The organism is Burkholderia sp. BCC1972, from assembly GCF_905339605.1.
Classification (GTDB): Bacteria; Pseudomonadota; Gammaproteobacteria; order Burkholderiales; family Burkholderiaceae; genus Burkholderia.
Window position 1 is genome coordinate 22,842 of sequence record NZ_CAJPGH010000010.1, and the last position, 24,355, is coordinate 47,196.

At 66.3% G+C, this 24,355-nt stretch carries 25 protein-coding genes and 1 tRNA gene; 18 read left to right on the plus strand and 8 right to left on the minus strand.

Annotated elements, in window-relative coordinates; genetic code table 11:
• Positions 1-48 precede the first annotated feature (48 nt).
• On the plus strand, positions 49-957 hold the full coding sequence (gene rapZ, locus U5798_RS16165; RefSeq protein WP_124452055.1) for an RNase adapter RapZ: 909 nt from the start codon (positions 49-51) through the stop codon (positions 955-957).
• Between the two features lie 27 nt (positions 958-984).
• Entirely contained in the window at positions 985-1,620 is a 636-nt protein-coding gene (locus tag U5798_RS16170) for an LON peptidase substrate-binding domain-containing protein (protein WP_124452057.1), read from the plus strand.
• A 117-nt stretch (positions 1,621-1,737) separates the two neighbouring features.
• Here the strand turns inward: U5798_RS16170 and mutY are convergent, their stop codons facing one another.
• Together mutY and mutM are read right to left on the minus strand one after the other, a co-directional pair.
• Positions 1,738-2,844 carry an A/G-specific adenine glycosylase gene (gene mutY, locus U5798_RS16175; protein ID WP_322082645.1) on the minus strand — a complete coding sequence of 369 codons (1,107 nt, stop codon included), beginning with the start codon at positions 2,842-2,844 and terminating at the stop codon, positions 1,738-1,740.
• A gap of 24 nt (positions 2,845-2,868) precedes the next feature.
• Positions 2,869-3,696 (minus strand): bifunctional DNA-formamidopyrimidine glycosylase/DNA-(apurinic or apyrimidinic site) lyase, encoded by an 828-nt coding sequence (gene mutM / locus U5798_RS16180; protein ID WP_124452061.1) that lies wholly within the window; start codon positions 3,694-3,696, stop codon positions 2,869-2,871.
• 367 nt (positions 3,697-4,063) lie between these two features.
• Here mutM and U5798_RS16185 point away from each other — a divergent pair, with 367 nt between their 5' ends.
• The 8 genes from U5798_RS16185 to hisC all read left to right on the plus strand — a co-directional run bounded on the left by U5798_RS16185 (position 4,064) and on the right by hisC (position 11,206).
• Positions 4,064-5,887 (plus strand): tetratricopeptide repeat protein, encoded by a 1,824-nt coding sequence (locus U5798_RS16185; protein WP_124452065.1) that lies wholly within the window; start codon positions 4,064-4,066, stop codon positions 5,885-5,887.
• The gene (gene lolB, locus U5798_RS16190; RefSeq protein WP_322082646.1) at positions 5,887-6,510 is read left to right on the plus strand and encodes a lipoprotein insertase outer membrane protein LolB; all 624 of its coding nucleotides are present in this window, start codon (positions 5,887-5,889) and stop codon (positions 6,508-6,510) included. Before U5798_RS16185 ends, lolB begins: the two co-directional genes overlap by 1 nt.
• 25 nt (positions 6,511-6,535) lie before the next feature.
• Positions 6,536-7,417 carry a 4-(cytidine 5'-diphospho)-2-C-methyl-D-erythritol kinase gene (ispE, locus tag U5798_RS16195; protein ID WP_322082647.1) on the plus strand — a complete coding sequence of 294 codons (882 nt, stop codon included), beginning with the start codon at positions 6,536-6,538 and terminating at the stop codon, positions 7,415-7,417.
• A gap of 55 nt (positions 7,418-7,472) precedes the next feature.
• Positions 7,473-7,549 (plus strand) — tRNA-Gln (locus tag U5798_RS16200).
• 44 nt (positions 7,550-7,593) lie between these two features.
• Entirely contained in the window at positions 7,594-8,556 is a 963-nt protein-coding gene (locus tag U5798_RS16205) for a ribose-phosphate pyrophosphokinase (RefSeq protein ID WP_059575643.1), read from the plus strand.
• A 161-nt stretch (positions 8,557-8,717) separates the two neighbouring features.
• Positions 8,718-9,323 (plus strand): 50S ribosomal protein L25/general stress protein Ctc, encoded by a 606-nt coding sequence (locus tag U5798_RS16210; RefSeq protein ID WP_124452071.1) that lies wholly within the window; start codon positions 8,718-8,720, stop codon positions 9,321-9,323.
• A gap of 120 nt (positions 9,324-9,443) precedes the next feature.
• The gene (gene pth / locus U5798_RS16215; RefSeq protein WP_021163050.1) at positions 9,444-10,043 is read left to right on the plus strand and encodes an aminoacyl-tRNA hydrolase; all 600 of its coding nucleotides are present in this window, start codon (positions 9,444-9,446) and stop codon (positions 10,041-10,043) included.
• A 95-nt stretch (positions 10,044-10,138) separates the two neighbouring features.
• Positions 10,139-11,206: a histidinol-phosphate transaminase gene (gene hisC, locus U5798_RS16220; RefSeq protein ID WP_322082648.1), complete on the plus strand. Its 1,068-nt coding sequence runs from the start codon at positions 10,139-10,141 to the stop codon at positions 11,204-11,206.
• An 82-nt stretch (positions 11,207-11,288) separates the two neighbouring features.
• On the opposite strand, the gene U5798_RS16225 is transcribed toward hisC, so the two are convergent.
• The 3 genes from U5798_RS16225 to rsmD all read right to left on the minus strand — a co-directional run bounded on the left by U5798_RS16225 (position 11,289) and on the right by rsmD (position 12,838).
• Positions 11,289-11,555, minus strand: coding sequence for a YfhL family 4Fe-4S dicluster ferredoxin (locus U5798_RS16225; protein ID WP_006477774.1), 267 nt, complete (start codon positions 11,553-11,555; stop codon positions 11,289-11,291).
• A gap of 59 nt (positions 11,556-11,614) precedes the next feature.
• Positions 11,615-12,112, minus strand: coding sequence for a pantetheine-phosphate adenylyltransferase (gene coaD, locus U5798_RS16230; RefSeq protein ID WP_021163047.1), 498 nt, complete (start codon positions 12,110-12,112; stop codon positions 11,615-11,617).
• A 111-nt stretch (positions 12,113-12,223) separates the two neighbouring features.
• A complete protein-coding gene (rsmD, locus tag U5798_RS16235) occupies positions 12,224-12,838 on the minus strand; it encodes a 16S rRNA (guanine(966)-N(2))-methyltransferase RsmD (RefSeq protein WP_322082649.1) in 615 nt (204 codons plus the stop codon).
• 217 nt (positions 12,839-13,055) lie between these two features.
• Between rsmD and ftsY the strand changes: the two genes are divergently transcribed.
• Positions 13,056-14,210, plus strand: a complete 1,155-nt coding sequence (gene ftsY, locus U5798_RS16240) for a signal recognition particle-docking protein FtsY (protein WP_124452077.1) — start codon at positions 13,056-13,058, stop codon at positions 14,208-14,210.
• 85 nt (positions 14,211-14,295) lie between these two features.
• Here the strand turns inward: ftsY and maiA are convergent, their stop codons facing one another.
• Entirely contained in the window at positions 14,296-14,940 is a 645-nt protein-coding gene (maiA, locus tag U5798_RS16245) for a maleylacetoacetate isomerase (RefSeq protein WP_124452079.1), read from the minus strand.
• Positions 14,941-15,119: 179 nt separating this feature from the next.
• On the opposite strand from maiA, the gene ybiB reads away from it, so the two are divergent.
• Together ybiB and leuA are read left to right on the plus strand one after the other, a co-directional pair.
• Positions 15,120-16,094, plus strand: a complete 975-nt coding sequence (ybiB, locus tag U5798_RS16250; RefSeq protein ID WP_322082650.1) for a DNA-binding protein YbiB — start codon at positions 15,120-15,122, stop codon at positions 16,092-16,094.
• Between the two features lie 380 nt (positions 16,095-16,474).
• Positions 16,475-18,124 carry a 2-isopropylmalate synthase gene (gene leuA, locus U5798_RS16255; protein WP_322082651.1) on the plus strand — a complete coding sequence of 550 codons (1,650 nt, stop codon included), beginning with the start codon at positions 16,475-16,477 and terminating at the stop codon, positions 18,122-18,124.
• A 144-nt stretch (positions 18,125-18,268) separates the two neighbouring features.
• Here the strand turns inward: leuA and U5798_RS16260 are convergent, their stop codons facing one another.
• On the minus strand, positions 18,269-18,652 hold the full coding sequence (locus U5798_RS16260) for a nuclear transport factor 2 family protein (protein ID WP_124452085.1): 384 nt from the start codon (positions 18,650-18,652) through the stop codon (positions 18,269-18,271).
• A gap of 45 nt (positions 18,653-18,697) precedes the next feature.
• Positions 18,698-19,267, minus strand: coding sequence for an acyloxyacyl hydrolase (locus tag U5798_RS16265; protein ID WP_124452087.1), 570 nt, complete (start codon positions 19,265-19,267; stop codon positions 18,698-18,700).
• Positions 19,268-19,628: 361 nt separating this feature from the next.
• Here U5798_RS16265 and rpoH point away from each other — a divergent pair, with 361 nt between their 5' ends.
• The 5 genes from rpoH (at position 19,629) to cydX (ending at position 24,143) form a co-directional block, all read left to right on the plus strand.
• Positions 19,629-20,564: an RNA polymerase sigma factor RpoH gene (rpoH, locus tag U5798_RS16270; protein WP_124452091.1), complete on the plus strand. Its 936-nt coding sequence runs from the start codon at positions 19,629-19,631 to the stop codon at positions 20,562-20,564.
• 379 nt (positions 20,565-20,943) lie between these two features.
• Entirely contained in the window at positions 20,944-21,225 is a 282-nt protein-coding gene (cydP, locus tag U5798_RS16275) for a cytochrome oxidase putative small subunit CydP (protein ID WP_124452093.1), read from the plus strand.
• Positions 21,215-22,795 (plus strand): cytochrome ubiquinol oxidase subunit I, encoded by a 1,581-nt coding sequence (locus tag U5798_RS16280; protein WP_124452095.1) that lies wholly within the window; start codon positions 21,215-21,217, stop codon positions 22,793-22,795. The genes cydP and U5798_RS16280 overlap by 11 nt, the downstream gene beginning before the upstream one ends.
• 31 nt (positions 22,796-22,826) lie before the next feature.
• Positions 22,827-23,963: a cytochrome d ubiquinol oxidase subunit II gene (cydB, locus tag U5798_RS16285; protein WP_124452097.1), complete on the plus strand. Its 1,137-nt coding sequence runs from the start codon at positions 22,827-22,829 to the stop codon at positions 23,961-23,963.
• Positions 23,964-24,020: 57 nt separating this feature from the next.
• A complete protein-coding gene (gene cydX / locus U5798_RS16290; RefSeq protein WP_034189252.1) occupies positions 24,021-24,143 on the plus strand; it encodes a cytochrome bd-I oxidase subunit CydX in 123 nt (40 codons plus the stop codon).
• The last annotated feature ends 212 nt before the right edge of the window (positions 24,144-24,355 follow it).

Below are 24,355 nucleotides of genomic sequence, written 5' to 3' on the forward strand. Positions count from 1 at the left end.
ACGCGTCGAGCCGGTGCTATGATGAAACGTCAGGATTCTCTGCTTCCCATGCGCATCGTCCTTATCACCGGCATCTCCGGCTCAGGCAAGTCCGTCGCGCTGAACGCGCTCGAAGACGCAGGCTATTACTGCGTCGACAACCTGCCGCCGCACGTGCTTCCCGAACTCGCCCGTTACCTCGCCCAGAACGGCCAGCGCCGGCTCGCGGTCGCGATCGACGCGCGCTCGAGCGCGTCGCTCGACGAAATGCCCGGCCTGATCCGCGAACTGTCGGGCGAGCACGACGTGCGCGTGCTGTTCCTCAACGCCAGCACGCAGGCGCTGATCCAGCGCTTCTCCGAAACGCGCCGCCGCCATCCGCTGTCCGGCTCGCGGTCGCACGATGCGGACGTCGGCCTGCTGTCGTCGCTCGAGGAAGCGATCGAGCGCGAGCGCGAACTCGTCGCGCCGCTCGCCGAATTCGGCCACCAGATCGATACGAGCACGCTGCGCGCGAACGCGCTGCGCACGTGGGTCAAGCGCTTCATCGAGCAAAAGAACAACGACCTGATGGTCATGTTCGAATCGTTCGGCTTCAAGCGCGGCGTGCCGCTCGACGCCGACCTGATGTTCGACGTGCGCGCGCTGCCGAATCCGTACTACGACCACCAGTTGCGCCCGCTCACCGGGCTCGACCAGCCGGTCATCGCCTTTCTCGACGCACTGCCGATCGTCCACCAGATGATCGACGACATCCATGCGTTCCTGATGAAATGGCTGCCGCACTTCCGTGATGACAACCGCAGCTACCTGACCGTCGCCATCGGCTGCACGGGCGGCCAGCATCGCTCGGTGTTCATCGCGGAAACGCTCGCCGCGCGCCTTGCGCACGAGGCGAACGTGATCGTGCGGCATCGTGACGCGCCAGTGGATGTCGACGCGTCGTCGCGGCTCGTCTCCGAGGTCGCCCGACCCTAGCGACGCCCGCCCCCTTGTCAGCGCGCCATGTCCTCCCTATCGACCACCCTGATCGACCTGCCGCTGTTTCCACTGCACACGGTATTGTTTCCGGGCGGTCTGCTCCCGCTCAAGGTGTTCGAGGCGCGCTATCTCGACATGTCCCGCGCGTGCCTGCGCGACGACGCGCCGTTCGGCGTGTGCCTGCTGAAGAGCGGGCCCGAAGTCGCGCAGGACGGCGCCGTATCGGTGCCCGAGACCATCGGCTGCATGGCACGCATCACCGAGTGCGATACCGGTGAATTCGGGATGCTGTACCTGCAGGCGGTCGGCACGCAGCGTTTCGAGCTGCTGTCGTATCGCGTCGAAGGCAACGGGCTGCTGGTCGGCATCGCGGAGCCGCTGCCCGACGACATCCCGCTCGAAGGCGAGCAGGCGCTCGCGCAGTTCGGCTCGTGCGCCGAGGTGCTCGAGCGCATCATCAACGCGCTGAAGAAGTCCGATCCGGAGAAAATGCCGTTCGGCGAACCGTTCCGCCTCGACGATCCGAGCTGGGTGTCGAACCGCCTCGCAGAACTGCTGCCGCTCGACCTGCGTGCGCGGCAGAAGCTGATGGAGTTTCCGGACGTCGGGGCACGCATCGACGCCGTGCACCACGTGCTCGACCGGCACGGCTGGCTGTAAAACACGTCGGCCCGTCGCGTCGCGCCTGCCCGCCCGAAGGGCTCTCCTGCGTGACGCAAGCCCGGTAGTCCGACGCTTCCGGGCGTGCGACCGGCGCAGCGCCCTTCCCCCTTCGTGTTACAGCAGCGGCCCGCTCAGCGCGTCGAGCAGCTTGCGCACGGGCGCCGGCACGCCGTACGCATCGAGCCGGCCCAGCGGCACCCACGCGGTATCGGCGTCCCGTGCGGACGAAGGCAATCCGCCGCCGCCCGTCATGTCGCTCAGCCGCGGCTCGATCTCCAGCCGGAAATGCGTGAACGTGTGCGTGAGCGGCGCGAGCGGCACCGTGCCGCCGCCGCCGAAACCGCGCGCGAGCTCCGCGAGCGCGGCATCACCGTCCGCTTGCGGCAGGCTCCACAGCCCGCCCCAAATGCCGGTCGGCGGACGTCGCTCCAGCAGCACCGCGTCGCCGTCGCGCAGCACGAGCATCCAGGTCTTGCGTGTCGGCACGGCCTTCTTCGGGCGCGCGGCCGGCAGTTCGCGCTGGCGGCCCGTCGATTGCGCGACGCAGTCGCCCGCGAACGGGCAGCGCGCGCAATCGGGCTTGCCGCGCACGCACAGCGTCGCGCCGAGATCCATCAGCCCCTGCGTATAGGCACTCACGTCAGCGGCGTTCGCGGCGTCGGGCAGCAGCGATTCGGCGAGCGCCCACATGTCGTTCTCGACGCGCTTCTCGCCCGGAAACCCCTCGACGCCGAACACGCGCGCAAGCACGCGCTTCACGTTGCCGTCGAGGATCGTCGCGCGCGCACCATAGGCGAACGATGCGATCGCCGCGGCCGTCGAGCGGCCGATGCCCGGCAGTTCGGCCAGCGCGTCGGGCGTCGCCGGAAACGCGCCGCCATGCTCGGCGACGACGACCTGCGCGCAGCGGTGCAGGTTACGGGCGCGAGAGTAGTAGCCGAGCCCGGCCCACAGCGCCATCACGTCGTCGGTCGGCGCAGCCGCGAGCGCGGCGACGTCGGGGTAGCGTTCGAGAAAGCGCGTGTAGTACGGAATGACGGTCGACACCTGCGTCTGCTGCAGCATGATTTCCGACAGCCAGATCCGGTACGGATCGCGGGTGTTCTGCCACGGCAGGTCGTGGCGGCCGTGCTCGCGCTGCCATGCGACCAGGCGTGTGGCGAACGTGTGATGCAGCGGCGTGACGGGGAACGGAGCGGGGGCGATGCGGGGCGGCTTCAAGTTGTCTAATTGTGGAAAAAGGTTTCAACGCTGGCAGGTCGGACAGAAATAGGTCGACCGCTGGCCCTGCACGATCTGGCGGATCGGCGTGCCGCACACGCGGCACGGCTGGCCCGCACGGTCGTAGACGAAGCAGTCGAGCTGGAAATAGCCGCTTTCGCCGTTGCTGCCGACAAAATCGCGCAACGTGCTGCCGCCGCGCTCGATCGCGTCGGCCAGCGTCGCACGCACGGCGTCGGCCAGCCGCTCGTAGCGCGGCAGCGAGACCTTGCCGGCGGCCGTCGTCGGCCGGATGCCGGCGCGAAACAGGCTCTCCGACGCATAGATGTTGCCGACGCCGACGACCATGTCGCCCGCGAGCAGCGCCTGCTTGACCGACACCGTGCGGCCGCGCGTGCGCGCGTGCAGCAGCGCGCCGGTGAACGCGGGCGAGAACGGCTCGACGCCGAGGCTCGCGAGGAGCGGGTGCGCATGCACGTCGCCCGCTTCGCGCGGGTGCCACAGCACGGCGCCGAAGCGGCGCGGATCGCGGAACCGCAGCACGAATTCGTCGAAGATCCAGTCGATGTGGTCGTGCTTCGCGGCGACCGGCACGCCGGCCGCGGGCAGCACGCGCAGCGTGCCCGTCATGCCGAGATGGACGATGAACCAGCCGGCATCGACCTCGAACAGCAGATACTTGCCGCGACGCTCGACGGCGAGCACCTCGCGCGCGCGCAACTGCTCGGCGAACTCCGCCGGCACGGGCCAGCGCAGCATCGCGGTTCGGACGTCGACACGCTCGACGCGGCGGCCCGCGACAAAGGGCTCGATGCCCCGGCGCGTGACTTCGACTTCTGGCAACTCTGGCATGTTTTGGTGGTCTGAACCGAGGGTCTGGTTACATGTGGAACGCGCATGCGTTGCCACGAGAACGGCCGCTCGCGAGGCGCGCGACGCCGCGAATACTGACGTATTCGCATGGAGCGCAACGCGGCGAGCGGCCGTTCTCGTGGCAACCCCAAATTAAAAAAATCATGTCACGGGAATGCCCGAAATCGCCCGCCTGGCGGCGTCGCTCGTCGCTTGTTTGACTCGCCAAACGGCGCTCCTCGCTTCTTGCCAGGCGGGCGATTTCGGGCATTCGCATGTGCGTTCCACATGTAAACAGACCCTATCACGATCGTGCCTGTATTGTAGCGAGCGCGTTACAATCGGTTGAAACATCGAACGGATTTCCATGACTCTGCCCTCGAAGCTGCTTCAGAAGCGCCCCGCCGCCGTGCGCGGCGTGCACGCCTTCCCGGTCCGACGTGCGCTCGGCGCCGCGCTGTTTGCCGCCTGGACCCTCACCGCCTTCCCGGCCCACGCGCAAGATCCGGCATCGGACGACGCGGAGCCGCAGGGCGCGTTCGAGCATGTGATGCCGGACGAGCAGAAGAATCTCCCCGGTGTGCCGCTGACGAGCCAGATCGTCTACCAGGTGCTCGCCGCCGAGGTCGCGCTCCAGCGCAACCAGCCGGCGCCGGCCTACCAGACCTACCTCGCGCTTGCCCGCGATACGCGCGATCCGCGCATGGCGCAGCGCGCGACCGAGATCGCGCTCGGCGCGCAGAGCCCGGCCGACGCGCTGTCCGCCGCGAACCTGTGGCGCCAGTACGCGCCGGACTCGAACCGGGCGTCGCAGGTCGATGCCGCGCTGCTGGTGCTCGCCGGCAAGCCGGCCGACGCGCAGCCGATGCTCGCGCGCGAGCTGGCCCGCGCGACCGGCGAGACGCGCGGCCCGGCGATCCTCGCGCTGCAGGCGCTGCTCGTGCGCGGCTCCGACCGCGTCGGCGGCCTCGCGGTGCTGAAGGACATGCTGAAAAGCGACATGAACCGACCCGAGGCGCAGCTCGCGATCGCACGGCAACAGCTCGCGGTCGACGACAAGGACGGCGCCGCGCAGTCGCTGAAGCAGGCGCTGGCGCTGCGCCCCGACTACCTGCCGGCAGCGCTGATGCTGTCACAGATGGGCCCGGCGGAACGCGCGGCCGGCATCGCGTCGTTCGAGAAGTATGTTCAGCAGAATCCGAAGTCGCGCGATGCGCGGCTGGCGCTGTCGCAGCTGTATCTCGCCGACGATCGCCTCGACGACGCGCAGAAGCAGTTCGAGACGATGCGCAAGCTCGATGCGAAGGATCCGACGCCGCTGATGGCGCTCGCGCTGATCAAGATCCAGCAGAAGAAACTCGACGAGGCGACCGGCTACCTGAAGCAGTACGTGCAGCTCGGCGACAAGCAGCCGAACCTCGACGTCGGCCAGGGCTACATCTACCTCGCGCAGATCGCGATCGACCAGAACAACGACGCGCAGGCGTCGCAGTGGCTCGACAAGGTCGACCAGACGAGCCAGCACTACCTGCCCGCGCAGATCACGCGCGCGCAGCTGCTGCAGAAACAGGGCAAGACCGACGAGGCGCGCAAGGTGCTCGACAACCTGCCGATCTCGGATCCGCGCGACGCGGCCGTGGTCGCACGCACGGACGCGTCGATCCTGTTCACGGCGAAGCGCTATCCGGAAGCAGAAGCGCGCCTCGGGCAAGCCGTCCAGGACTTCCCGGACGATCCCGACCTGCGTTACGACTACGCGATGGCGGCCGAGAAGACCGGCCACTACACGACGATGGAAAAGCAGTTGCGCGAGCTGATTCGCACGCAGCCCGACAACCCGCAGGCGTACAACGCGCTCGGCTATTCGCTGGCCGACCGCAACCAGCGCCTGCCGGAGGCCAGCAAGCTGATCGACAAGGCGATGGCGCTCGCGCCGAACGACGCGTACATCATGGACAGCCTCGGCTGGGTGAAGTACCGGATGGGCGACACGGCCGGCGCGACGAAGGTCCTGCGGCGCGCGTACGAACTGCAGCCGAACGCCGAAATCGGCGCGCACCTCGGCGAAGTGCTGTGGAAGAGCGGCGCGCAGGACGACGCGCGTACCGCGTGGCGCGACGCGCAGAAGCTCGAACCCGACAACGACACGCTCGTGCAGACGCTGAAGCGCCTCCAGGTCAACGGCCTCTGATGCGGATGTTCCCGATGCTTTCCCTGTCCTCCCGCGCGCAGCGCACGCTGGCCGCGGCCGGCGCGGCGCTCGCGCTCGCCGGCTGCGCGAGCACACCGCCATCGGCCAGCGCGCCGGCGACGGGCGCGGTGCTGCAAACGGCCGCGACGCACGCTTACCACGGCCGCTTCGCGGTGCAGTACGACGACCGTCTCGGCAAGCAGCAGCACGTGTACGGCAACTTCGACTGGCAGGAGCGCGGCGACGACGTGTCGCTCGAGCTGCGCAGCCCGCTCGGCCAGACGCTCGCGATCGTGAAATCGACGCCGCAGGCGGCCTCGCTCGAACTGCCGAACCGTCCGACGCAATATGCACCGGACGTCGGCGACCTGATGCAGAAGACCCTCGGCTTCGAGCTGCCGCTCGCCGGCCTGCGCTACTGGCTGCTGCCGACGGCCGCGCCCGCGACGCACGCGGAAACCGTGCGCGACCCGGCCGACGGCACGCGCGTGAAGCAGATCCGCCAGGACGGCTGGACCATCGACTACCTTGCCTACGCGGATGCCCCGGCCACGGGCGTCAAACGCGTCAACCTCGTGCGCGCGACACCGCCGCTCGACATCAAGCTCGTGCTCGACCAGTGAGCACCGGCCCAGCCCAGACCTACGCATGACCGATTCGACCCGCTCGCTGCGCAACTGCCTTGCGCCCGCGAAACTCAACCTGTTCCTGCACATCACCGGCCGTCGTCCGAACGGCTATCACGATCTGCAGAGCGTGTTCCAGCTGCTGAACTGGGGCGATACGCTGCACTTCACGCTGCGCGACGACGGCCGTGTCGCGCGCGTCACCGACGTGCCCGGCGTGCCCGAGGAAAGCGATCTCGTCGTGCGCGCGGCCAACCTGCTGAAAGCGCATACGGGCACCGCGCACGGCGTCGACATCGAGATCGACAAGCGCCTGCCGATGGGCGCCGGCCTTGGCGGCGGCAGCTCCGACGCGGCGACGACGCTGCTCGCGCTGAACCGCCTGTGGCAGCTCGACCTGCCGCGCGCCGAACTCCAGTCGCTCGCGGTCAAACTCGGCGCAGACGTCCCGTTTTTTATTTTTGGAAAAAATGCGTTCGCAGAGGGTATCGGAGAAGAATTAGCTGAGGTACAATTGCCGACTCGCTGGTTCTTGGTTGTGACGCCAAGCGTTCATGTCCCCACCGCTGAAATATTTTCAGATGAGTTGTTGACAAGAGATACGAAGCCCGTCACAATTGCTGACTTTCTTGCACAGCAAACCAGCGATGCGGGATGGCCAGATAGTTTCGGCCAAAACGATATGCAGGAAGTTGTAACAAGGAAGTACGCGGAAGTTGCGCAGGCGGTTAAATGGTTGTATGATTTGGCCCCCGCGAGGATGACCGGCTCCGGAGCGAGCGTGTTTGCAGTGTTTCACAGCAAGCACGAGGCAGAAGCGGCGAAAGCCAAGCTGCCCGCCAGTTGGAATGGCGCAGTTGCCGAGAGTCTGAACGAGCATCCGCTCTTCGCTTTCGCGTCATGAAGTTTTACTTTGCCGAACGGCCTACACAAGTTCGGTGAAGCAGTCAGTTAAGTGTAGGGGAGTCGCCAAGTTGGTCAAGGCACCGGATTTTGATTCCGGCATGCGAGGGTTCGAGTCCTTCCTCCCCTGCCAAAAATTTTCCCGCATTTCCCGCCCAAGCCTGAAGCAGGTGCACGATGAGCAGCCACAGCCATGATGGCCTGATGGTCTTTACTGGCAACGCGAATCCCGCGCTCGCCCAGGAAGTCGTCAGTATCCTTGGTATTCCCCTCGGCAAAGCAATGGTCAGCCGTTTCTCCGACGGCGAAATCCAGGTCGAGATCCAGGAAAACGTGCGCGGCAAGGACGTCTTCGTCCTGCAATCCACGTGCGCACCGGCGAACGACAATCTGATGGAACTGATGATCATGGTCGATGCGCTGAAGCGCGCATCCGCCGGCCGGATCACCGCAGCCATCCCCTACTTCGGCTATGCCCGTCAGGATCGACGCCCGCGTTCGGCGCGCGTCGCGATCTCGGCGAAGGTCGTCGCGAACATGCTGGAAATCGCCGGCGTCGAGCGGATCATCACGATGGATCTGCACGCCGACCAGATTCAGGGCTTCTTCGACATCCCGGTCGACAACATTTACGCAACGCCGATCCTGCTGGGTGACCTGCGCAAGCAGAACTACTCGGATCTGCTCGTCGTGTCGCCGGACGTCGGCGGCGTGGTGCGTGCCCGGGCACTCGCGAAGCAGCTCAACTGCGATCTCGCGATCATCGACAAGCGTCGTCCGAAGGCGAACGTCGCCGAGGTGATGAACATCATCGGTGAAGTCGAAGGCCGCACCTGCGTGATCATGGACGACATGGTCGATACGGCCGGCACGCTCTGCAAGGCCGCACAAGTGCTGAAGGACCGCGGTGCGAAGCAGGTATTCGCGTACGCGACGCACCCCGTGCTGTCGGGCGGCGCCGCAGATCGCATCGCCGCATCGGCACTCGACGAGCTGGTCGTCACCGATACGATCCCGCTGTCGGCCGAATCGCTGGCCTGCTCGAAGATCCGCTCGCTGACGAGCGCGAGCCTCCTCGCCGAGACGTTCTCGCGGATCCGCCGCGGCGATTCGGTGATGTCGCTGTTCGCGGAATCCTGATCGCGAATCGACTGAACAAAGTATGCGCGGAAAGCGAAGCGGCGACGCTTCGCTTTTTGCACAATCGGACGGGATAGACGAAACCCCGGCCGTTTCATCAGGGGCCGCCGTTTGACGGCCCCGTTTTACTGCCTGGTCGCGGGCAGCTATTGGAGAATCATATGAAAGTCGTCGCTTTCGAGCGCCAAGAGCAAGGTACGGGTGCGAGCCGCCGCCTGCGCAACGCCGGTAAGACCACGGGTATCGTTTACGGTGGCGAAGCAGCCCCGCAAAAGATCGAACTCGATCACAACGCCCTGTGGCACGCCCTGAAGAAGGAAGCTTTCCACTCGTCGATCCTCGACCTCGAAGTGGCTGGCCAGTCGCAACAGGTCCTGCTGCGCGACGTGCAATACCACCCGTTCAAGCAACTGGTGCTGCACGTGGACTTCCAGCGCGTTGACGCGAAGAAGAAGCTGCACACGAAGGCTCCGCTGCACTTCCTGAACGCGGAAATCAGCCCGGCCGTGAAGCTGTCGAGCGCGATCGTTTCGCACGTCGCGACGGAAATCGAAATCGAGTGCCTGCCGGCTGACCTGCCGGAGTTCCTCGAAGTCGACCTGTCGAAGATCGAAGCCGGTCAATCGCTGCACGCGAAGGACATCACGCTGCCGAAGGGCGTCGCGCTGGTCGCGCACGTCGACGCGGAAAACCCGGTTGTCGCATCGGCGACGATCCCGGCTGGTGCCGTGTCGGACGCAGCTGAAGGCGAAACGCCGGCTGCCTAAGCGGCTGCCTGCTCGCCCCATCGATCCGTTTTACGAAACGGTCGACGCAACCCGCCGCGGCTTGCCCGGCGGGTTTTTCTTTTTCTGCGCCCAGGCGGCCGCTGCCGCCTTCGAAACGTCATGATCAAACTGATCGTCGGCCTCGGCAATCCCGGGGCGGAATACACCGCGACGCGCCACAACGCCGGCTTCTGGCTGATCGACCAGCTCGCCCGCGAAGCCGGCGCGACGCTGCGCGACGAACGCCGCTTCCACGGCTTCTACGCGAAAGCGCGCCTGCACGGCGAGGAAGTCCATCTGCTCGAGCCGCAGACCTACATGAACCGCTCCGGCCAGTCGGTCGTCGCGCTCGCGCAATTCTTCAAGATCCTGCCCGACCAGATCCTCGTCGCGCACGATGAGCTCGACCTGCCGCCCGGCACCGTGAAGCTGAAGCTCGGCGGCGGCAGCGGCGGCCACAACGGCCTGAAGGACATCACCGCGCACCTGTCGTCGCAGCAGTACTGGCGGCTGCGGATCGGCATCGGCCATCCGCGCGACCTGATTCCGGAAAGCGCGCGCGCCGGCGCGAAGCCCGACGTCGCGAACTTCGTGCTGAAGCCGCCGCGCCGCGAGGAGCAGGACGTGATCGACGCATCGATCGAACGCGCACTCGCCGTGATGCCGATGGTCGTCAAGGGCGAACTCGACCGCGCGACGATGCAGCTGCATCGCAACTGATCTCGGCTCGCACCGGCCCGGTGCACCGGGCCGTCCGCCCCACCGCGACGCGCACATGCGGTAATCTCGACGTTTTGCCCGACAGGAGCCAAGCGGTGAGCCGTTACTGGAGCGACGTCGTTCAGCAACTCGTGCCTTACGTGCCGGGCGAGCAGCCTGCGCTCGCGCACCCCGTCAAGCTGAACACCAACGAGAATCCCTATCCGCCGTCGCCGCGCGTCGTCGCGGCGATCGCACGCGAACTCGGCACGACCGGCGACACGCTGCGCCGCTATCCGGACCCGGTCGCGCGCGCCCTGCGCGAGACGCTCGCGGCCCATCACCGCATCGGGCCCGAGCAGGTATTCGTCGGCAACGGCTCCGACGAGGTGCTCGCGCACACGTTCCAGGCGCTGCTGAAGCACGACCGGCCGCTGCGCTTCCCGGACATCACGTACAGCTTCTATCCGACCTACGCGCGCCTGTACGGCGTCGAGACCACGATCGTGCCGCTCGCGGACGACTTCTCGATCCGCGTCGAAGACTATCTCGACGACGCCGGCGGCGTGCTGTTTCCGAACCCGAATGCGCCGACCGGGCGCGCGCTGCCGCTCGCGGACGTCGAGCGGATCGCGGCCGCGAATCCGTCATCGGTCGTCGTGATCGACGAGGCGTATGTCGACTTCGGTGCGCAGTCGGCGATTACGCTGATCGACCGTCATCCGAACCTGCTCGTCGTGCACACGACGTCGAAGGCGCGCTCGCTCGCGGGCATGCGCGTCGGCTTCGCGTTCGGCGATGCGGCGCTGATCGACGCGCTGAACCGCGTGAAGGACAGCTTCAACTCCTATCCGCTCGACCGGCTCGCGCAGGTCGCCGCGCAGGCCGCGTATGAGGACACCGACTATTTCGACGCGACCTGCCGACGCGTGGTCGACAGCCGGACGCGGCTCACGCACGCGCTCGACGCACTCGGCTTCGACATCGTGCCGTCGGCCGCGAATTTCGTGTTCGCGCGTCATCCCGCGCACGATGCGGGCACGATCGCGGCGAAGCTGAAGGAACGGGAAATTTTCGTGCGGCACTTCCGGCTGCCGAGGATCGACCAGCACCTGCGCATCACGGTCGGCACCGATGCCGAATGCGATGCGCTCGTCGCGGCATTGCGCGAGCTGCTGGCCTGATACGGAAGAACCGGCGCCGGACGGCGCCGATCTGAAAGCGGAACGCGCGCTCGCCAGTCAACGGGCGCGCGTCACCGCCGGATCACGACGCGTCGTCGCCTTTCACGGCGATCAACGCGTGATACTTCTCCATCAATTGCGCGTGCGATTCGTCATGCTGCGGATCGCGCGGAATGCATTCGACCGGACACACCTGCTGGCACTGCGGTTCGTCGAAATGGCCGACGCACTCGGTGCACTTGTTCGGGTCGATCACGTAGATGTCCGGGCCCATCGAAATCGCACCGTTCGGGCACTCGGGCTCGCACACGTCGCAATTGATGCACTCGTCGGTAATCATCAAAGCCATACTGATCTCACTTCTTCAGGCCAACGGCCGGCTTCACGACGAAACCGGCCGGCGCCGCATTACGCGGCAGGGCCTCCCATCGCCGTCACTTTCTCGGTCAGCCACTTTTCGACGGACGGGAACACGAACTTGCTGACATCGCCGCCCAACTGCGCGATTTCGCGCACGATCGTGCCCGAGATGAACTGGTACTGATCGGACGGCGTCATGAACATCGTCTCGACATCGGGCAGCAGGTAGCGGTTCATCCCCGCCATCTGGAACTCATATTCGAAATCGGACACGGCGCGCAGGCCGCGCACGATCACCCGCGCGTTGTTGGTCCGGACGAAATCCTTCAGGAGGCCGGTGAAACTCATCACCTTCACGTTCGGATAATGGCCGAGCACCTCGTTCGCAATCGTCAGACGTTCTTCGAGCGAGAAGAACGGCTTTTTCGCGCGGCTGTCGGCGACGCCTACAACCAGCGTATCAAAAATGCTCGACGCACGCCGCACGAGGTCTTCGTGCCCGCGCGTCAGCGGATCGAACGTACCGGGATACACGGCGACTACCATGTCGCTCCTCCTGTCATCACGCAAACGGGATGGCAGCCGCGCGATGCGCACGCCACTGCCGAGATGGGCATGCGTCGCCTTTGCGGCGCGCCGCCTCGTATGGAACGCGCATTATTCATCATTTTCGCGCCGCAGCAAATGATAGTGAACCGCCCCCGCCTTGCCGTGCTTCACCACCTGCCAGCCGGCGAGCGCGTCATGAGCGGCCGGGTCGAGTTCCGCCCCCGTTTCGACGTACAGCGCGCCGCCCGCCGCGACGAGCGGCGCCGCCAGCGCGATCGAGCGATCGAGCACGGCCGGTTCGCCGAACGGCGGATCGAGGAACACCACGTCGAACGCACCGGGCGTGAGGCCGGCCGCGAGCCGCAGCGCGTCGGCCTCGGCCACCTCGACCGAGCGCGCGCCGAGCTTGTCCTTGATCGCCCGCAGCTGCTGCGCGGCGCGCGGGTGGCGCTCGACCATCACGACGCTCGCCGCGCCGCGCGACGCGGCCTCGAAGCCGAGCGCGCCGGTGCCCGCGAACAGGTCGAGGCAGCGGCGGCCTTCGAGATCCTGGCCGAGCCAGTTGAACAGCGTCTCGCGCACGCGATCGGGCGTCGGCCGCAGGCCGTCGAGATCGAGCACCGCGAGCGGCGTGCGCTTCCAGTCGCCGCCGATGATGCGGATCGTGTGCGGCTTGCCGCGGGCAGGAGGGGCCGCCGGGCGGCCGGAAGAGGAACGGGACATACGGAATATCGACGACGGAGGGACCGGGCGCGCGCAGGGGCGCACCGCCAAACAGGCGCACGTTACCACAGCGGCGGCGCGCACTGACGCGGGCGCCACGCCGCACTGATAAAATGCACGGTTTCGGCCGCCGTGCGCCGCGCCCGCGCGAACGCAGAACGGCCCGTCCAGCGCCCCGCTCTTCTCGGCGGGCCTGCCCTCTTCCCGACGTCAGACCATGTTCAGTTTCTTCAAACGATTCAAGAAATCGCAGGAGCCCGATCCGGCGGAATCGCAATCGGCCGACGCGCAGCAAGCGGACGAATCGTCCGACGCGCCCGCGCTCGAGGCCCCGCCCGCGGCCGAGGTGCCGCAGGCGCCCGCGCAACCGGCCGCACCGGCCGTCGTGATGACGGTCACGCCGACCAACGACGGCCGCGACGAAGTCGTCGAGACGGTCGAGATCGTCCCGCCGCCGCTGCAGGATGCCTCCGCGAAGAAGTCGTGGCTCGCGCGCCTGAAAACGGGGCTCGCGAAGACGGGCTCGAGCATCACCGGCGTCTTCGTCAACACGAAGATCGACGAGGACCTGTACGAGGAGCTCGAAACCGCGCTGCTGATGTCCGACGCGGGCGTCGATGCGACCGAGTACCTGCTCGGCGCGCTGCGCGAAAAGGTGCGCACGGGCCGGCTGACCGACCCGCAGCAGGTGAAGGACGCACTGCACGACCTGCTCGTCGAACTGCTGGCGCCGCTCGAGAAATCGCTGATGCTCGGCCGCGCGCAGCCGCTCGTCATGATGATCACCGGCGTGAACGGCGCGGGCAAGACGACCAGCATCGGCAAGCTCGCGAAGCATCTGCAGAGCTTCGACCAGTCGGTGCTGCTGGCCGCGGGCGACACGTTCCGCGCGGCCGCACGCGAACAGCTCGCGGTCTGGGGCGAGCGCAACAACGTGACGGTCGTGCAGCAGGAAAGCGGCGATCCGGCCGCGGTGATCTTCGATGCCGTCAGCGCCGCGCGCGCGCGCAAGATCGACGTGATGATGGCCGACACGGCCGGCCGCCTGCCGACGCAGCTTCACCTGATGGAAGAGCTGAAGAAGGTGAAGCGCGTGATCTCGAAGGCGCACGACGGCGCGCCGCACGAAGTGCTGCTGGTGATCGACGCGAACACCGGCCAGAACGCGCTCACGCAGGTAAAGGCATTCGACGACGCGCTCGGCCTCACGGGCCTGATCGTCACGAAGCTCGACGGCACCGCGAAGGGCGGGATCCTTGCCGCGATCGCGCGGCAGCGCCCGGTACCCGTCTACTTCATCGGCGTCGGCGAAAAGGTCGAGGACCTGCAGCCGTTCAGCGCGGTGGAATTCGCGGACGCGCTGCTCGGCTGAACCGCGCCGGCACGCATCGCACGGGGCGCCTTCGGGCGCCCTTTTTCATGCGCGCCCGCTCACGCTCGCGGCGGGCGCGCCGCGCTCATTCCGCGTCGGGCTGCACGCCGGGCTCAGCAGCCTTGAACGCATCGAGCGTCGCGGCATGGTCGACGATCCGCTGGATCGTCGGAAAGCGCGTGGTATCGATCGAGAAGCGGTTCGCGTTGAACACCTGCGGCACGAGGCACACGTCGGCGAGCGTCGGCGTGTCGCCGAAGCACAGCTTGCCGGTGCGCGGATCGCCCGCGAGACGCGTCTCGAGCGTCTCGAAGCCGGCCTCGATCCAGTGCCGGTACCACGCGTTCTTCGCGTCCTCGGGCACCTTCAGCGTGTGCTTCAGGTACTTCAGCACGCGCAGGTTGTTGAGCGGATGGATTTCGCACGCGATCTGCAGCGCAACCGCGCGCACGTACGCGCGGTCGACCGGCTGCTTCGGCAGCAGCGCGGGCTCGGGATGGGTTTCCTCGAGATATTCGATGATCGCGAGCGACTGCTGCAGCGTCGCGTCGTCGTCGATCAGCGTCGGCACGACCGCGTCCGGATTCAGCGCGCGGTACGCATCCTTCAATTGCTCTCCGCCGTCGCGCAGCATGTGCACGGGGACATAGTCGAACGGCAGCTGCTTCAGGTTCAGGGCAATCCGCACACGGTACGACGCGGAACTGCGGAAATAGCTGTAGAGCTTCATGGGATGTCTCTCGTAGTCGTATTCGGCCGGCAACGGCACGGGCGCGGCGCAGCCGGCACGCGCACCGCCGGGACCCAGAGTGTAGCGCGGCACGATGCGCGCCTGCGCCCGTGCGATACTCGGGGCATTCCTCACCGCCCACCGCGCGGCCCGCTGCGGGCCGACCGCTCCACGTACCGATGACCGCTTCCCACGATCCCGCCACCGCTCCGTTCCCGTGCGCCCGCTTCATCAAGGAAATCGGCCGCGGCCCGAACGGCGCGCGCGCGCTGTCCGCCGAGGACACGTTCGAGCTCTATCGCGCGATGCTCGACGCGCGCGTGTCGGACGTCGAACTCGGCGCGATCCTGATCGCCTACCGGCTGAAGGGCGAATCCGCCGACGAGCTGGCCGCGATGCTCGCCGCCGCGCAGGCCTCGTTCGAGCCCGTGCACGTGCAGGACGCCGCGTTCCGCCCGGTGGCGATCCCGAGCTACAACGGTGCGCGCAAGCAGCCGAACCTCGTGCCGCTGCTCGCGCTGCTGCTCGCACGCGAAGGCGTGCCGGTGCTCGTGCACGGCGTGGCGCGCGACCCGGGCCGCGTGACGAGCGCGGAAATTTTCTCGGCGTTGTCGCTCGCGCCGTCGACGTCGCACGACGCAATCGAGGACATGCTCGCCGAGCGCCGCGTCGCGTTCGCGTCGATCGAAGTCCTGGCGCCGCGCATCGCACGCCTGCTGTCGATGCGCAGCGTGCTCGGCGTACGCAACTCGACGCACACGCTCGTGAAGATCCTGCAGCCGTTCGCGCCGGCAGGCCTGCGGCTCGTCAACTACACGCATCCGCCGTACCGCGACAGCCTCGCGCAGCTGTTCCGCGATCATCCGGACGCCGCGCTCGGCGGCGCGCTGCTCGCGCGCGGCACCGAGGGCGAAGCCGTCGCCGACACGCGGCGCCAGGTGCAGGTCGACTGGCTGCACGACGGCGTGTGCGACACGCTGATCGAGGCCGAACGTTCGTCGACCGACGCGCCGCCCGTCGCCCTGCCCGAATCGCGCGATGCAGCGACCACGGCCGCGTGGACAGACGCCGTGCTGCGCGGCGAGGTGCCGGTGCCGGACACGGTCGCGCGGCAGGTCGCGACGATCGTGCAGATCGCCCGTATCGCGCGCTGACGGCACGGGCGGCGACCCGCCCCTTTATCCCGACCATTTGACACACTGCCGCATCCTGGCATAGAGTGGTCGCCATGCGTTCCTTTCCGAACACCCTCCGAATTACCTCCGGCCGCCTAGCGCGGCCGCTATCGCTACGACTAGCCTAAGGCTGTCGTAGCGCCGTGTGCTGTCCGCACGGTCCCTCCCAGCAGTACCTCGCAGTACCCCTCTCGTAGTTTTTACAACCGAAGTCGTCAGCATTCGTCCGTCTATCCGTCGGCCGATTCGCGAAGATCATCCGCATCCGCGGCGCCGTTGCGCGCGGCGGTGCGAGGCAGCGCCAACCGTCGCCCATGCCGCCCGTCTTCGCTCGCGACTTGAGACCCGAGGTCCAGAAGATGCAGCGCAATCCGCAAGACAAGTACCGTCCGTTCGAGCCCGTCCGCCTCAATGGCCGCCGCTGGCCGTCCCGCACCATCGAGCGTGCGCCCGTGTGGATGAGCACCGACCTGCGCGACGGCAACCAGTCGCTGATCGAGCCGATGAGCATCGAGCAGAAGCTCGAGTTCTTCGAGATGCTGGTTGCGATCGGGTTCAAGGAGATCGAAGTCGGTTTTCCGTCGGCGTCGCAAACCGACTTCGATTTCGTCCGCAAGCTGATCGACGACAAGCGGATTCCCGACGACGTGACGATCGAGGTGCTCGTGCAGGCGCGCGAAGACCTGATCGCCCGCACGTTCGACGCGCTCGAAGGCGTGCCGCGCGCGATCGTGCACCTGTACAACGCGGTGTGCCCGTCGTTCCGCCGCATCGTGTTCGGGATGTCGAAAAACGACGTGAAGGCGCTCGCGATCGACGGCACGCGCATCATCAAGGAACACGCGGCCGCGCGCCCCGACACGCAGTGGACCTTCCAGTACTCGCCGGAAACCTTCAGCATGACCGAGCTGACGTTCGCACGCGAGATCTGCGACGCGGTCGCGCAGACGTGGCGCCCGACCCGCGATCACAAGATGATCGTCAACCTGCCGGCCACCGTCGAAGCCGCGAGCCCGAACGTGTTCGCCGACCAGATCGAATGGATGGACCGCAACCTCGCGTATCGCGACAGCATCGTGCTGTCCGTGCATCCGCACAACGATCGCGGCACCGCGGTCGCGGCGGCCGAACTCGCGCTGCTCGCGGGCGCCGACCGCATCGAAGGCTGCCTGTTCGGCAACGGCGAGCGCACCGGCAACGTCGATCTCGTCACGCTCGCGCTGAACCTTTACACGCAGGGCATCGACCCGGGCCTCGACTTCTCCGACATCGACGCGGTGCGCCGCGTCGTCGAGCGCTGCAACCAGATTCCCGTGCATCCGCGCCACCCGTACGCGGGCGATCTCGTGTTCACCGCGTTCTCGGGCTCGCACCAGGACGCGATCCGCAAGGGCTTCGCGCAGCAGCGCCCCGACGCGGTCTGGGAAGTGCCGTACCTGCCGATCGACCCGGCCGACCTCGGCCGCAGCTACGACGCGGTGATCCGCGTGAACAGCCAGTCCGGCAAGGGTGGTGCGACGTTCCTGCTCGAACGCGGCATGGGCTTCACGCCGACGCGCCGCGTGCAGATCGAATTCAGCCACGCGGTGCAGACGCTCGCCGACACATCGGGCGAGGAAGTGACGGGCGACGCGATCTGCGCGCTGTTCGCACGCGAATTCTTCGAGACCGACGGTCCGGCCGCGCGCAACGGCAGCGGCGCTCGCTGGCAGAACCGCGAGATCGCGGCAGCGGCGCCCGCCGCCGATGCGACGCCCGAAGACACCGTGCGACGTTTCGCCGCGGCATTCGCGGCGGCCGCCGGCGCCGCGATCGACGTGGCGTCGTGCGAATCCGTGCGCACGACGGACGGACGGTTCGCGGTATCGGCCGGCTGCCGGGTCGGCGACGCGCCGCTGCGGCACGGCGTCGGCCTGCATGCCGATGCGGCGAGCGCCGCGCTCGACGCGGTCGTCAGCGCGATCAACCGCTCGGCCTGGCACTGCGCGGATCGCCGCGCGGCAGCCTGACGGCCGGCATCGACTCATGGTTTCAAACGTCAGCGAGCGGGGCGTGACCGCCCGTGCGCCGCGCGATCCGCGCCGCACGGGCCAGCAAAAAGCGGCCCAGAAGGCCGCTCGATCGGGAGACACGAAAAGGAGCGCGACGCGCGCTCATGTCTCGGTTGCGCACCGCGTCGCCTGCCACGCGAGCAGGCACCAGCGCCCCTGCTCCTCGGTATGGACGGACGTATAGGCAATCGGAAATACCAGGCCGCCGTTGTTCGTTTCCATCTCGATCAACGCGCGCCCGGTGACGACGCAGGTTTCGCCGCCGGCCGGCAGCACGTCCTGCGACTGGATCTCGATCTGGCGGTAGCGGCGGCGACCGGCGACGATGGCATCGATGAACTGCTGCTTGGTTTCGCGTTTGCCGTTGGTGTGTACGAAGAACACCTTGTCCGACAGCAGCGCGTCGAGCGCCTCGCCGTCCCCGTCCACCATCGCCCGGAACCGATCGCGCTCGAGCGCGCGGATCGCATCGACCACCTTCGCCATCGCCTGACTCCTCGGCAACGCGCCCGCCGTGCGCGGGCGTGCGGATCAGAAGTTGTACTGCACGTAGAACTGGTGGAAATTTATACCAGGATTCGGCTCTTTGATACCCGCGTTAGACACATGTTCAAAACGGTAGCCGACCTGATACTGTTGCCGTTGGCCGAACTGCACGCCGACGCCCGCGGTCGGTGCGAACTGGAACGCGGTCGATAGCGAGAAATTGTTCGAAATCGTCGGATGAGTCAGGAGCCGGACGCCACCGCCGGCCTCGATGAACGGGCGAACCTCCCCCGCGCTCCTGATGAAGCGGAACATCGGCGTGACGCCGAATTCGCCGATGCTGCTGTGGACGTTGCCGCCCGTGTGCCAGTAGCCGACGTGCCCTTCGACGACGAACGCGAAGTGCCAGCCGCCGACCTGCCACCAGTTCCAGCCCGGATCCCACACGACACCGAGATCGCCCTTGTCGATCCCGCGGCGATCCGAAAACCCGCCGCCCGCCTGGATCCCCCATCGATCCGCGAACGCCGCGCCCGATCCGCCCAGAAGTGACGCCGCCAGCAACGCATGCAGCGCAAGCCGGCTGCGGGGTCGGCGATTCTTCTTGTTGTTCATTCTGACACTCCAACTTTTTGGGTTGAATGGAGCCGGCCGCGACGGCCTGGCCCGAGCGAACTGAATGGTATGGTAAAGGACTTTTCGGATCGGCATCACGAAGCGAAATGGCTTCCTTCCAAAACGACAAAAATCGAAATCGTCTACCGATTACCATCAGAAACAACGGCTTACGGAACTTCGCGCCCCACCCCGTGTCGCAGATTAGACTATCGATTCGACTTCTTTGATAGAAAAATCGGGAACTCGGATGCCCCCGCCCGCTCTAAGGAATTAGCACTCGTCTTGCGGGAGTGCTAAGATGGCCCACGGAATCTCATTCGAGACCGGGGGTTTGTCCCTGATTCCAAAGGAGTTTTTAGTGAGCAACGCCCTGACCCTCCCGAACACCCTGAGCCCGGCGCCGGCCAAGGCCGAATCGGCAGGCTCGCTGGCGCTCGCAGCCCAATCGATGTTGCCCGGCCAGCTCGGCAACATCGACGCGTATATCCAGGCCGTCAACCGCATCCCGCTGCTGACCGCCGAAGAGGAACGCCAGTACGCAACCGAATTCCGTGAAGACAACAACCTCGACTCGGCGCGCCGCCTCGTGCTGTCGCACCTGCGTCTGGTCGTGTCGATCGCGCGCAACTATCTCGGCTACGGCCTGCCGCACGGCGACCTGATCCAGGAAGGCAACATCGGCCTGATGAAGGCGGTGAAGCGCTTCGACCCGGCGCAAAACGTGCGCCTGGTGTCGTACGCGATCCACTGGATCAAGGCCGAGATCCACGAGTACATCCTGCGCAACTGGCGCATGGTGAAGGTCGCGACGACGAAGGCGCAGCGCAAGCTGTTCTTCAACCTGCGCAGCCACAAGAAGTCCATGCAGGCGATGACGCCCGAGGAAATCGACGGTCTCGCGCAGGAGCTCAACGTCAAGCGCGAAGAAGTGACCGAGATGGAAACGCGCCTGTCGGGCGGCGACATCGCGCTCGAGGGCCAAGTGGAAGACGGCGAGGAGTCGTACGCGCCGATCGCCTACCTGGCCGACTCGCACAACGAGCCGACCGCCGTGCTCGCCGCACGTCAGCGCGACATGCTGCAGACGGACGGCATCGCGCAGGCGCTCGAGGCGCTCGATGCGCGCAGCCGCCGCATCATCGAGGCGCGCTGGCTGCACGTCGACGACGACGGCTCGGGCGGCTCGACGCTGCACGATCTCGCGGCCGAATTCGGCGTATCCGCGGAACGCATCCGCCAGATCGAAGCGAGCGCGATGAAAAAGATGCGCACTGCCCTCGCCGAATACGCGTAAATCCCCGGCGATTCAGAGCGCCTCATCGAAAACCGCTGCCCCTCCGGCAGCGGTTTTTTTTCGCCCGTCTTTTCGCGTGTTTTCACACGCTTCCGCGCGTGTTTTTCCGCCTGCTTTTCCGCCTGTTTCTCCGCCGATTAATTGACCTGATTCATCAGGTATATGGTCGTTTCCGGGCCCCTTCCGCATAAGCTTGATCTGCCTCAACTTTTGCCCCGCGTTTCGCGACGGTCTGCCGCAGCGCAGCACTCGGCATCGGAAAGCCGTCCTTTTAAAATTGGCATGTCTGGCGCAAAAGGATTAAAACAGCTTCACGGCCGTCATAAATCCGACGTAAAGTCGCCCCAAATCCGACGTAAATCGATTCAGGATAATCGCCTTGATCTCGATCAATAAAAGGCCTGCGCCGCCGTCGTCCCCGCGACCGCCCGGCACGATCGGCTGGCGCGCGCGCATCGCCGCGTGGGCACGCGGCCCGACCCTCGCCCGCGACATCACCCTGGTGCTGATCGTCAAGCTGATCCTCCTGATGTCGCTCAAATACGCATTCTTCAATCATCCGCAGGCCGAGCACATGTCGCTTCCGCCTGCCGCCGTGGCCGAGAAGCTGCTCTCGGTACCGGCGCCTGCATCTACCGAGGGAGACCACCATGATAAGTAGTGAAGTCGTCGATCTGTCACGTCTGCAGTTCGGCATCACGGCGCTCTACCACTTCCTGTTCGTGCCGTTGACGCTCGGCCTGTCCTGGCTGCTCGTCATCATGGAAGCCGTCTACGTGATGACCGGCAAACAGGTCTACAAGGACATGACCCAGTTCTGGGGCAAGCTGTTCGGGATCAACTTCGCGATGGGCGTGACGACCGGCATCACGCTCGAATTCCAGTTCGGTACGAACTGGTCGTACTACTCGCACTATGTCGGCGACATCTTCGGCGTGCCGCTCGCGGTCGAAGGCCTGATGGCGTTCTTCCTCGAATCGACGTTCGTCGGCCTGTTCTTCTTCGGCTGGAACCGCCTGTCGAAGGTCAAGCACCTGATGGTCACGTTCCTCGTCGCGCTGGGCTCGAACCTGTCCGCGCTGTGGATCCTCGTCGCCAACGGCTGGATGAACAACCCGGTCGGCGCCGAGTTCAACTATCAGACGATGCGCATGGAGATGACGAGCCTGTTCGACGTGCTGTTCAACCCCGTCGCGCAGGTAAAGTTCGTGCACACCGTGTCGGCCGGCTACGTGTCGGCGGCGATGTTCGTGCTCGGCGTGTCGTCGTGGTACCTGCTGAAGAAGCGCGACGTCGACTTCGCGCTGCGCTCGTTCGCGGTCGCGGCCGGCTTCGGCCTCGCGGCGACGCTGTGCGTGATCGTGCTTGGCGACGAATCGGGTTATACGACCGGCGAAGTGCAGAAGATGAAGCTCGCCGCGATCGAATCCGAATGGGAAACGCAGCCGGCGCCCGCCTCGTTCACGCTGATCGGGATTCCGAACCAGGAAGAACAGCGCACCGACTACGCGATCAAGATCCCGTACGCGCTCGGCCTGATCGCGACGCGCTCGATCGACGAACCGGTGATCGGCCTGCGCGAACTCGCGAAGCACAGCGAGGAGCACATCCAGAGCGGGATGGTCGCGTACGGCGCGCTGCAGAAGATCAAGCAGGGCGACACGAGCGACGCGACCCGCGCGCTGTTCGACCAGCACAAGCAGTATCTCGGCTACGGGCTGATGCTCAAGCAGTTCACGCCGAACGTGGTCGATGCAACGCCCGAGCAGATCAAGGCCGCCGCGAAGAAGACGATCCCGCCGGTCGCGCCCGTGTTCTTCTCGTTCCGGATCATGGTGGCCCTCGGCTTCCTGTTCGTCGCGACGTTCATTGCCGCGTTCTGGTTCTGCGCGCGCCGCGAACTGCTGCAGGACAACCGCCGCTGGTTCCTGCGCTATGCGGTGTGGGCGATCCCGCTGCCGTGGATCGCGATCGAATTCGGCTGGATCGTCGCCGAACTCGGCCGCCAGCCGTGGACGATCGCCGGCGTGCTGCCGACGCACCTGTCCGCGTCGAGCCTGCAGCCGTCCGACCTGTACCTGAGTCTCGCGGGCTTCATCCTGTTCTACACCGCCCTGTTCGTCATCGAGATCAAGCTGATGTTCAAGTACGCGCGCCTCGGCCCGTCGTCGCTGCATACCGGCCGCTATCACCACGAACTCGCGGCCGCCAGCGAGCGCGCCCCGGCGTGAGCACGCACCTGAAACCGAACAAGGAATCGCTATGGACTATGCAACTCTCAAGCTGATCTGGTGGCTGCTCGTCGGCGTACTGCTGATCGGCTTCGCCGTCACCGACGGCTTCGACATGGGCGCGACCGCACTGCTGCCGTTCCTCGGCAAGACCGACGACGAGCGCCGCATCATCGTCAACACCGTCGGCGCGACGTGGGAAGGCAACCAGGTGTGGCTGATCACGGCCGGCGGCGCGATGTTCGCCGCCTGGCCGCTCGTCTACGCCGCGTCGTTCTCCGGCTTCTACTTCGCGATGCTGCTCGTGCTGTTCGCGCTGTTCTTCCGGCCGGTGGGCTTCGACTACCGCAGCAAGCGGCCCGATCCGCGCTGGCGCGCCGGCTGGGACTGGGGCCTGTTCGTCGGCGGCTTCGTGCCGGCGCTCGTGTTCGGCGTCGCGTTCGGCAACCTGCTGCAGGGCGTGCCGTTCAAGTTCGACAGCGACCTGCGCGTGACCTACTACGGCGGCTTCTGGGCGCTGCTGAACCCGTTCGCGCTGCTGTGCGGGCTCGTCAGCCTCACGATGCTCGTCGCGCACGGCGCCGCGTTCATCAAGATGAAGACCGACGGCGTGATCGCGCGCCGTGCGTCGATCGCGCTGCGCGTGGCGTCGTTCCTCGCGGTCGTGCTGTTCGCGCTGGCCGGCGTGCTGATCGCATCGTATGTCGGCGGTTTCCACATCACGCACGCCGCGCCGAACGACACCGTCGCGAACCCGCTGCTCAAGGACGTCGCCGCCGGCTCGGGCCTGTGGCTCGCGAACTACGGCGAATTCCCGTGGATGATCGCGGCGCCCGTCGTCGGCATCGCGGGCGGCCTGCTCGCGATGCTGCTCGCCGGTTCGAAGCAGGAGAAGACGGCGTTCTTCTGCACGGGGCTGATGATCGCCGGCGTGATCCTGACCGCGGGCTTCTCGATGTTCCCGTTCATCATGCCGTCGTCGCTCGACCCGCGCAGCAGCCTGACCGTGTGGGATTCGACGTCGAGCCACATGACGCTGCAGGTGATGCTGTTCGCGGTGATCGTGTTCCTGCCGATCGTGCTGCTCTACACGAGCTGGGTGTATCGCGTGATGCGCGGCAAGGTCACGCGCCAGACGCTCGAGGAAAACAAGCACTCGATGTATTGAAGAACCGGGCCGGGGCGCGCCCGCGCCCTCGCCCACCGTTTCGCAAGGAGTCGGACCATGTGGTATTTCAGCTGGATTCTCGGTATCGGCGTCGCGCTGTCGTTCGGCATCGTCAACGCGATGTGGCTCGAAGCGCGGCAGAAGGCCCAGGAAGCGCCCGCGCGCGCGCGCCGCGACTGACGATGCCCGCCTGACACGTGCGGCCGAGCGCGCCGCCGCCGTCCGGAACGAACCTCGCCTCGTGCGAGGTTTTTTTTCGTCCGCCCCGTGCGGACAGGCGCTTCACGTCGATGCCAATTTAGCGCCAGATTGATACCACTTGAATACCAATAAAAGGTTTCATAAGATCGTTGGACACGGCCGCCGACAGGCCGATTCCTTCTGGTGGGGGA

Coding starts and splice junctions, on each gene's coding strand:
- rapZ (WP_124452055.1), top strand. CDS start 49: ATGCGCATCGTCCTTATCACCGGCATCTCCGGCTCAGGCAAGTCCGTC.
- U5798_RS16170 (WP_124452057.1), top strand. CDS start 985: ATGTCCTCCCTATCGACCACCCTGATCGACCTGCCGCTGTTTCCACTG.
- mutM (WP_124452061.1), bottom strand. CDS start 3,696: ATGCCAGAGTTGCCAGAAGTCGAAGTCACGCGCCGGGGCATCGAGCCC.
- U5798_RS16185 (WP_124452065.1), top strand. CDS start 4,064: ATGACTCTGCCCTCGAAGCTGCTTCAGAAGCGCCCCGCCGCCGTGCGC.
- lolB (WP_322082646.1), top strand. CDS start 5,887: ATGCGGATGTTCCCGATGCTTTCCCTGTCCTCCCGCGCGCAGCGCACG.
- ispE (WP_322082647.1), top strand. CDS start 6,536: ATGACCGATTCGACCCGCTCGCTGCGCAACTGCCTTGCGCCCGCGAAA.
- U5798_RS16205 (WP_059575643.1), top strand. CDS start 7,594: ATGAGCAGCCACAGCCATGATGGCCTGATGGTCTTTACTGGCAACGCG.
- U5798_RS16210 (WP_124452071.1), top strand. CDS start 8,718: ATGAAAGTCGTCGCTTTCGAGCGCCAAGAGCAAGGTACGGGTGCGAGC.
- pth (WP_021163050.1), top strand. CDS start 9,444: ATGATCAAACTGATCGTCGGCCTCGGCAATCCCGGGGCGGAATACACC.
- U5798_RS16225 (WP_006477774.1), bottom strand. CDS start 11,555: ATGGCTTTGATGATTACCGACGAGTGCATCAATTGCGACGTGTGCGAG.
- coaD (WP_021163047.1), bottom strand. CDS start 12,112: ATGGTAGTCGCCGTGTATCCCGGTACGTTCGATCCGCTGACGCGCGGG.
- rsmD (WP_322082649.1), bottom strand. CDS start 12,838: ATGTCCCGTTCCTCTTCCGGCCGCCCGGCGGCCCCTCCTGCCCGCGGC.
- ftsY (WP_124452077.1), top strand. CDS start 13,056: ATGTTCAGTTTCTTCAAACGATTCAAGAAATCGCAGGAGCCCGATCCG.
- maiA (WP_124452079.1), bottom strand. CDS start 14,940: ATGAAGCTCTACAGCTATTTCCGCAGTTCCGCGTCGTACCGTGTGCGG.
- ybiB (WP_322082650.1), top strand. CDS start 15,120: ATGACCGCTTCCCACGATCCCGCCACCGCTCCGTTCCCGTGCGCCCGC.
- leuA (WP_322082651.1), top strand. CDS start 16,475: ATGCAGCGCAATCCGCAAGACAAGTACCGTCCGTTCGAGCCCGTCCGC.
- U5798_RS16260 (WP_124452085.1), bottom strand. CDS start 18,652: ATGGCGAAGGTGGTCGATGCGATCCGCGCGCTCGAGCGCGATCGGTTC.
- U5798_RS16265 (WP_124452087.1), bottom strand. CDS start 19,267: ATGAACAACAAGAAGAATCGCCGACCCCGCAGCCGGCTTGCGCTGCAT.
- U5798_RS16280 (WP_124452095.1), top strand. CDS start 21,215: ATGATAAGTAGTGAAGTCGTCGATCTGTCACGTCTGCAGTTCGGCATC.
- cydB (WP_124452097.1), top strand. CDS start 22,827: ATGGACTATGCAACTCTCAAGCTGATCTGGTGGCTGCTCGTCGGCGTA.
- cydX (WP_034189252.1), top strand. CDS start 24,021: ATGTGGTATTTCAGCTGGATTCTCGGTATCGGCGTCGCGCTGTCGTTC.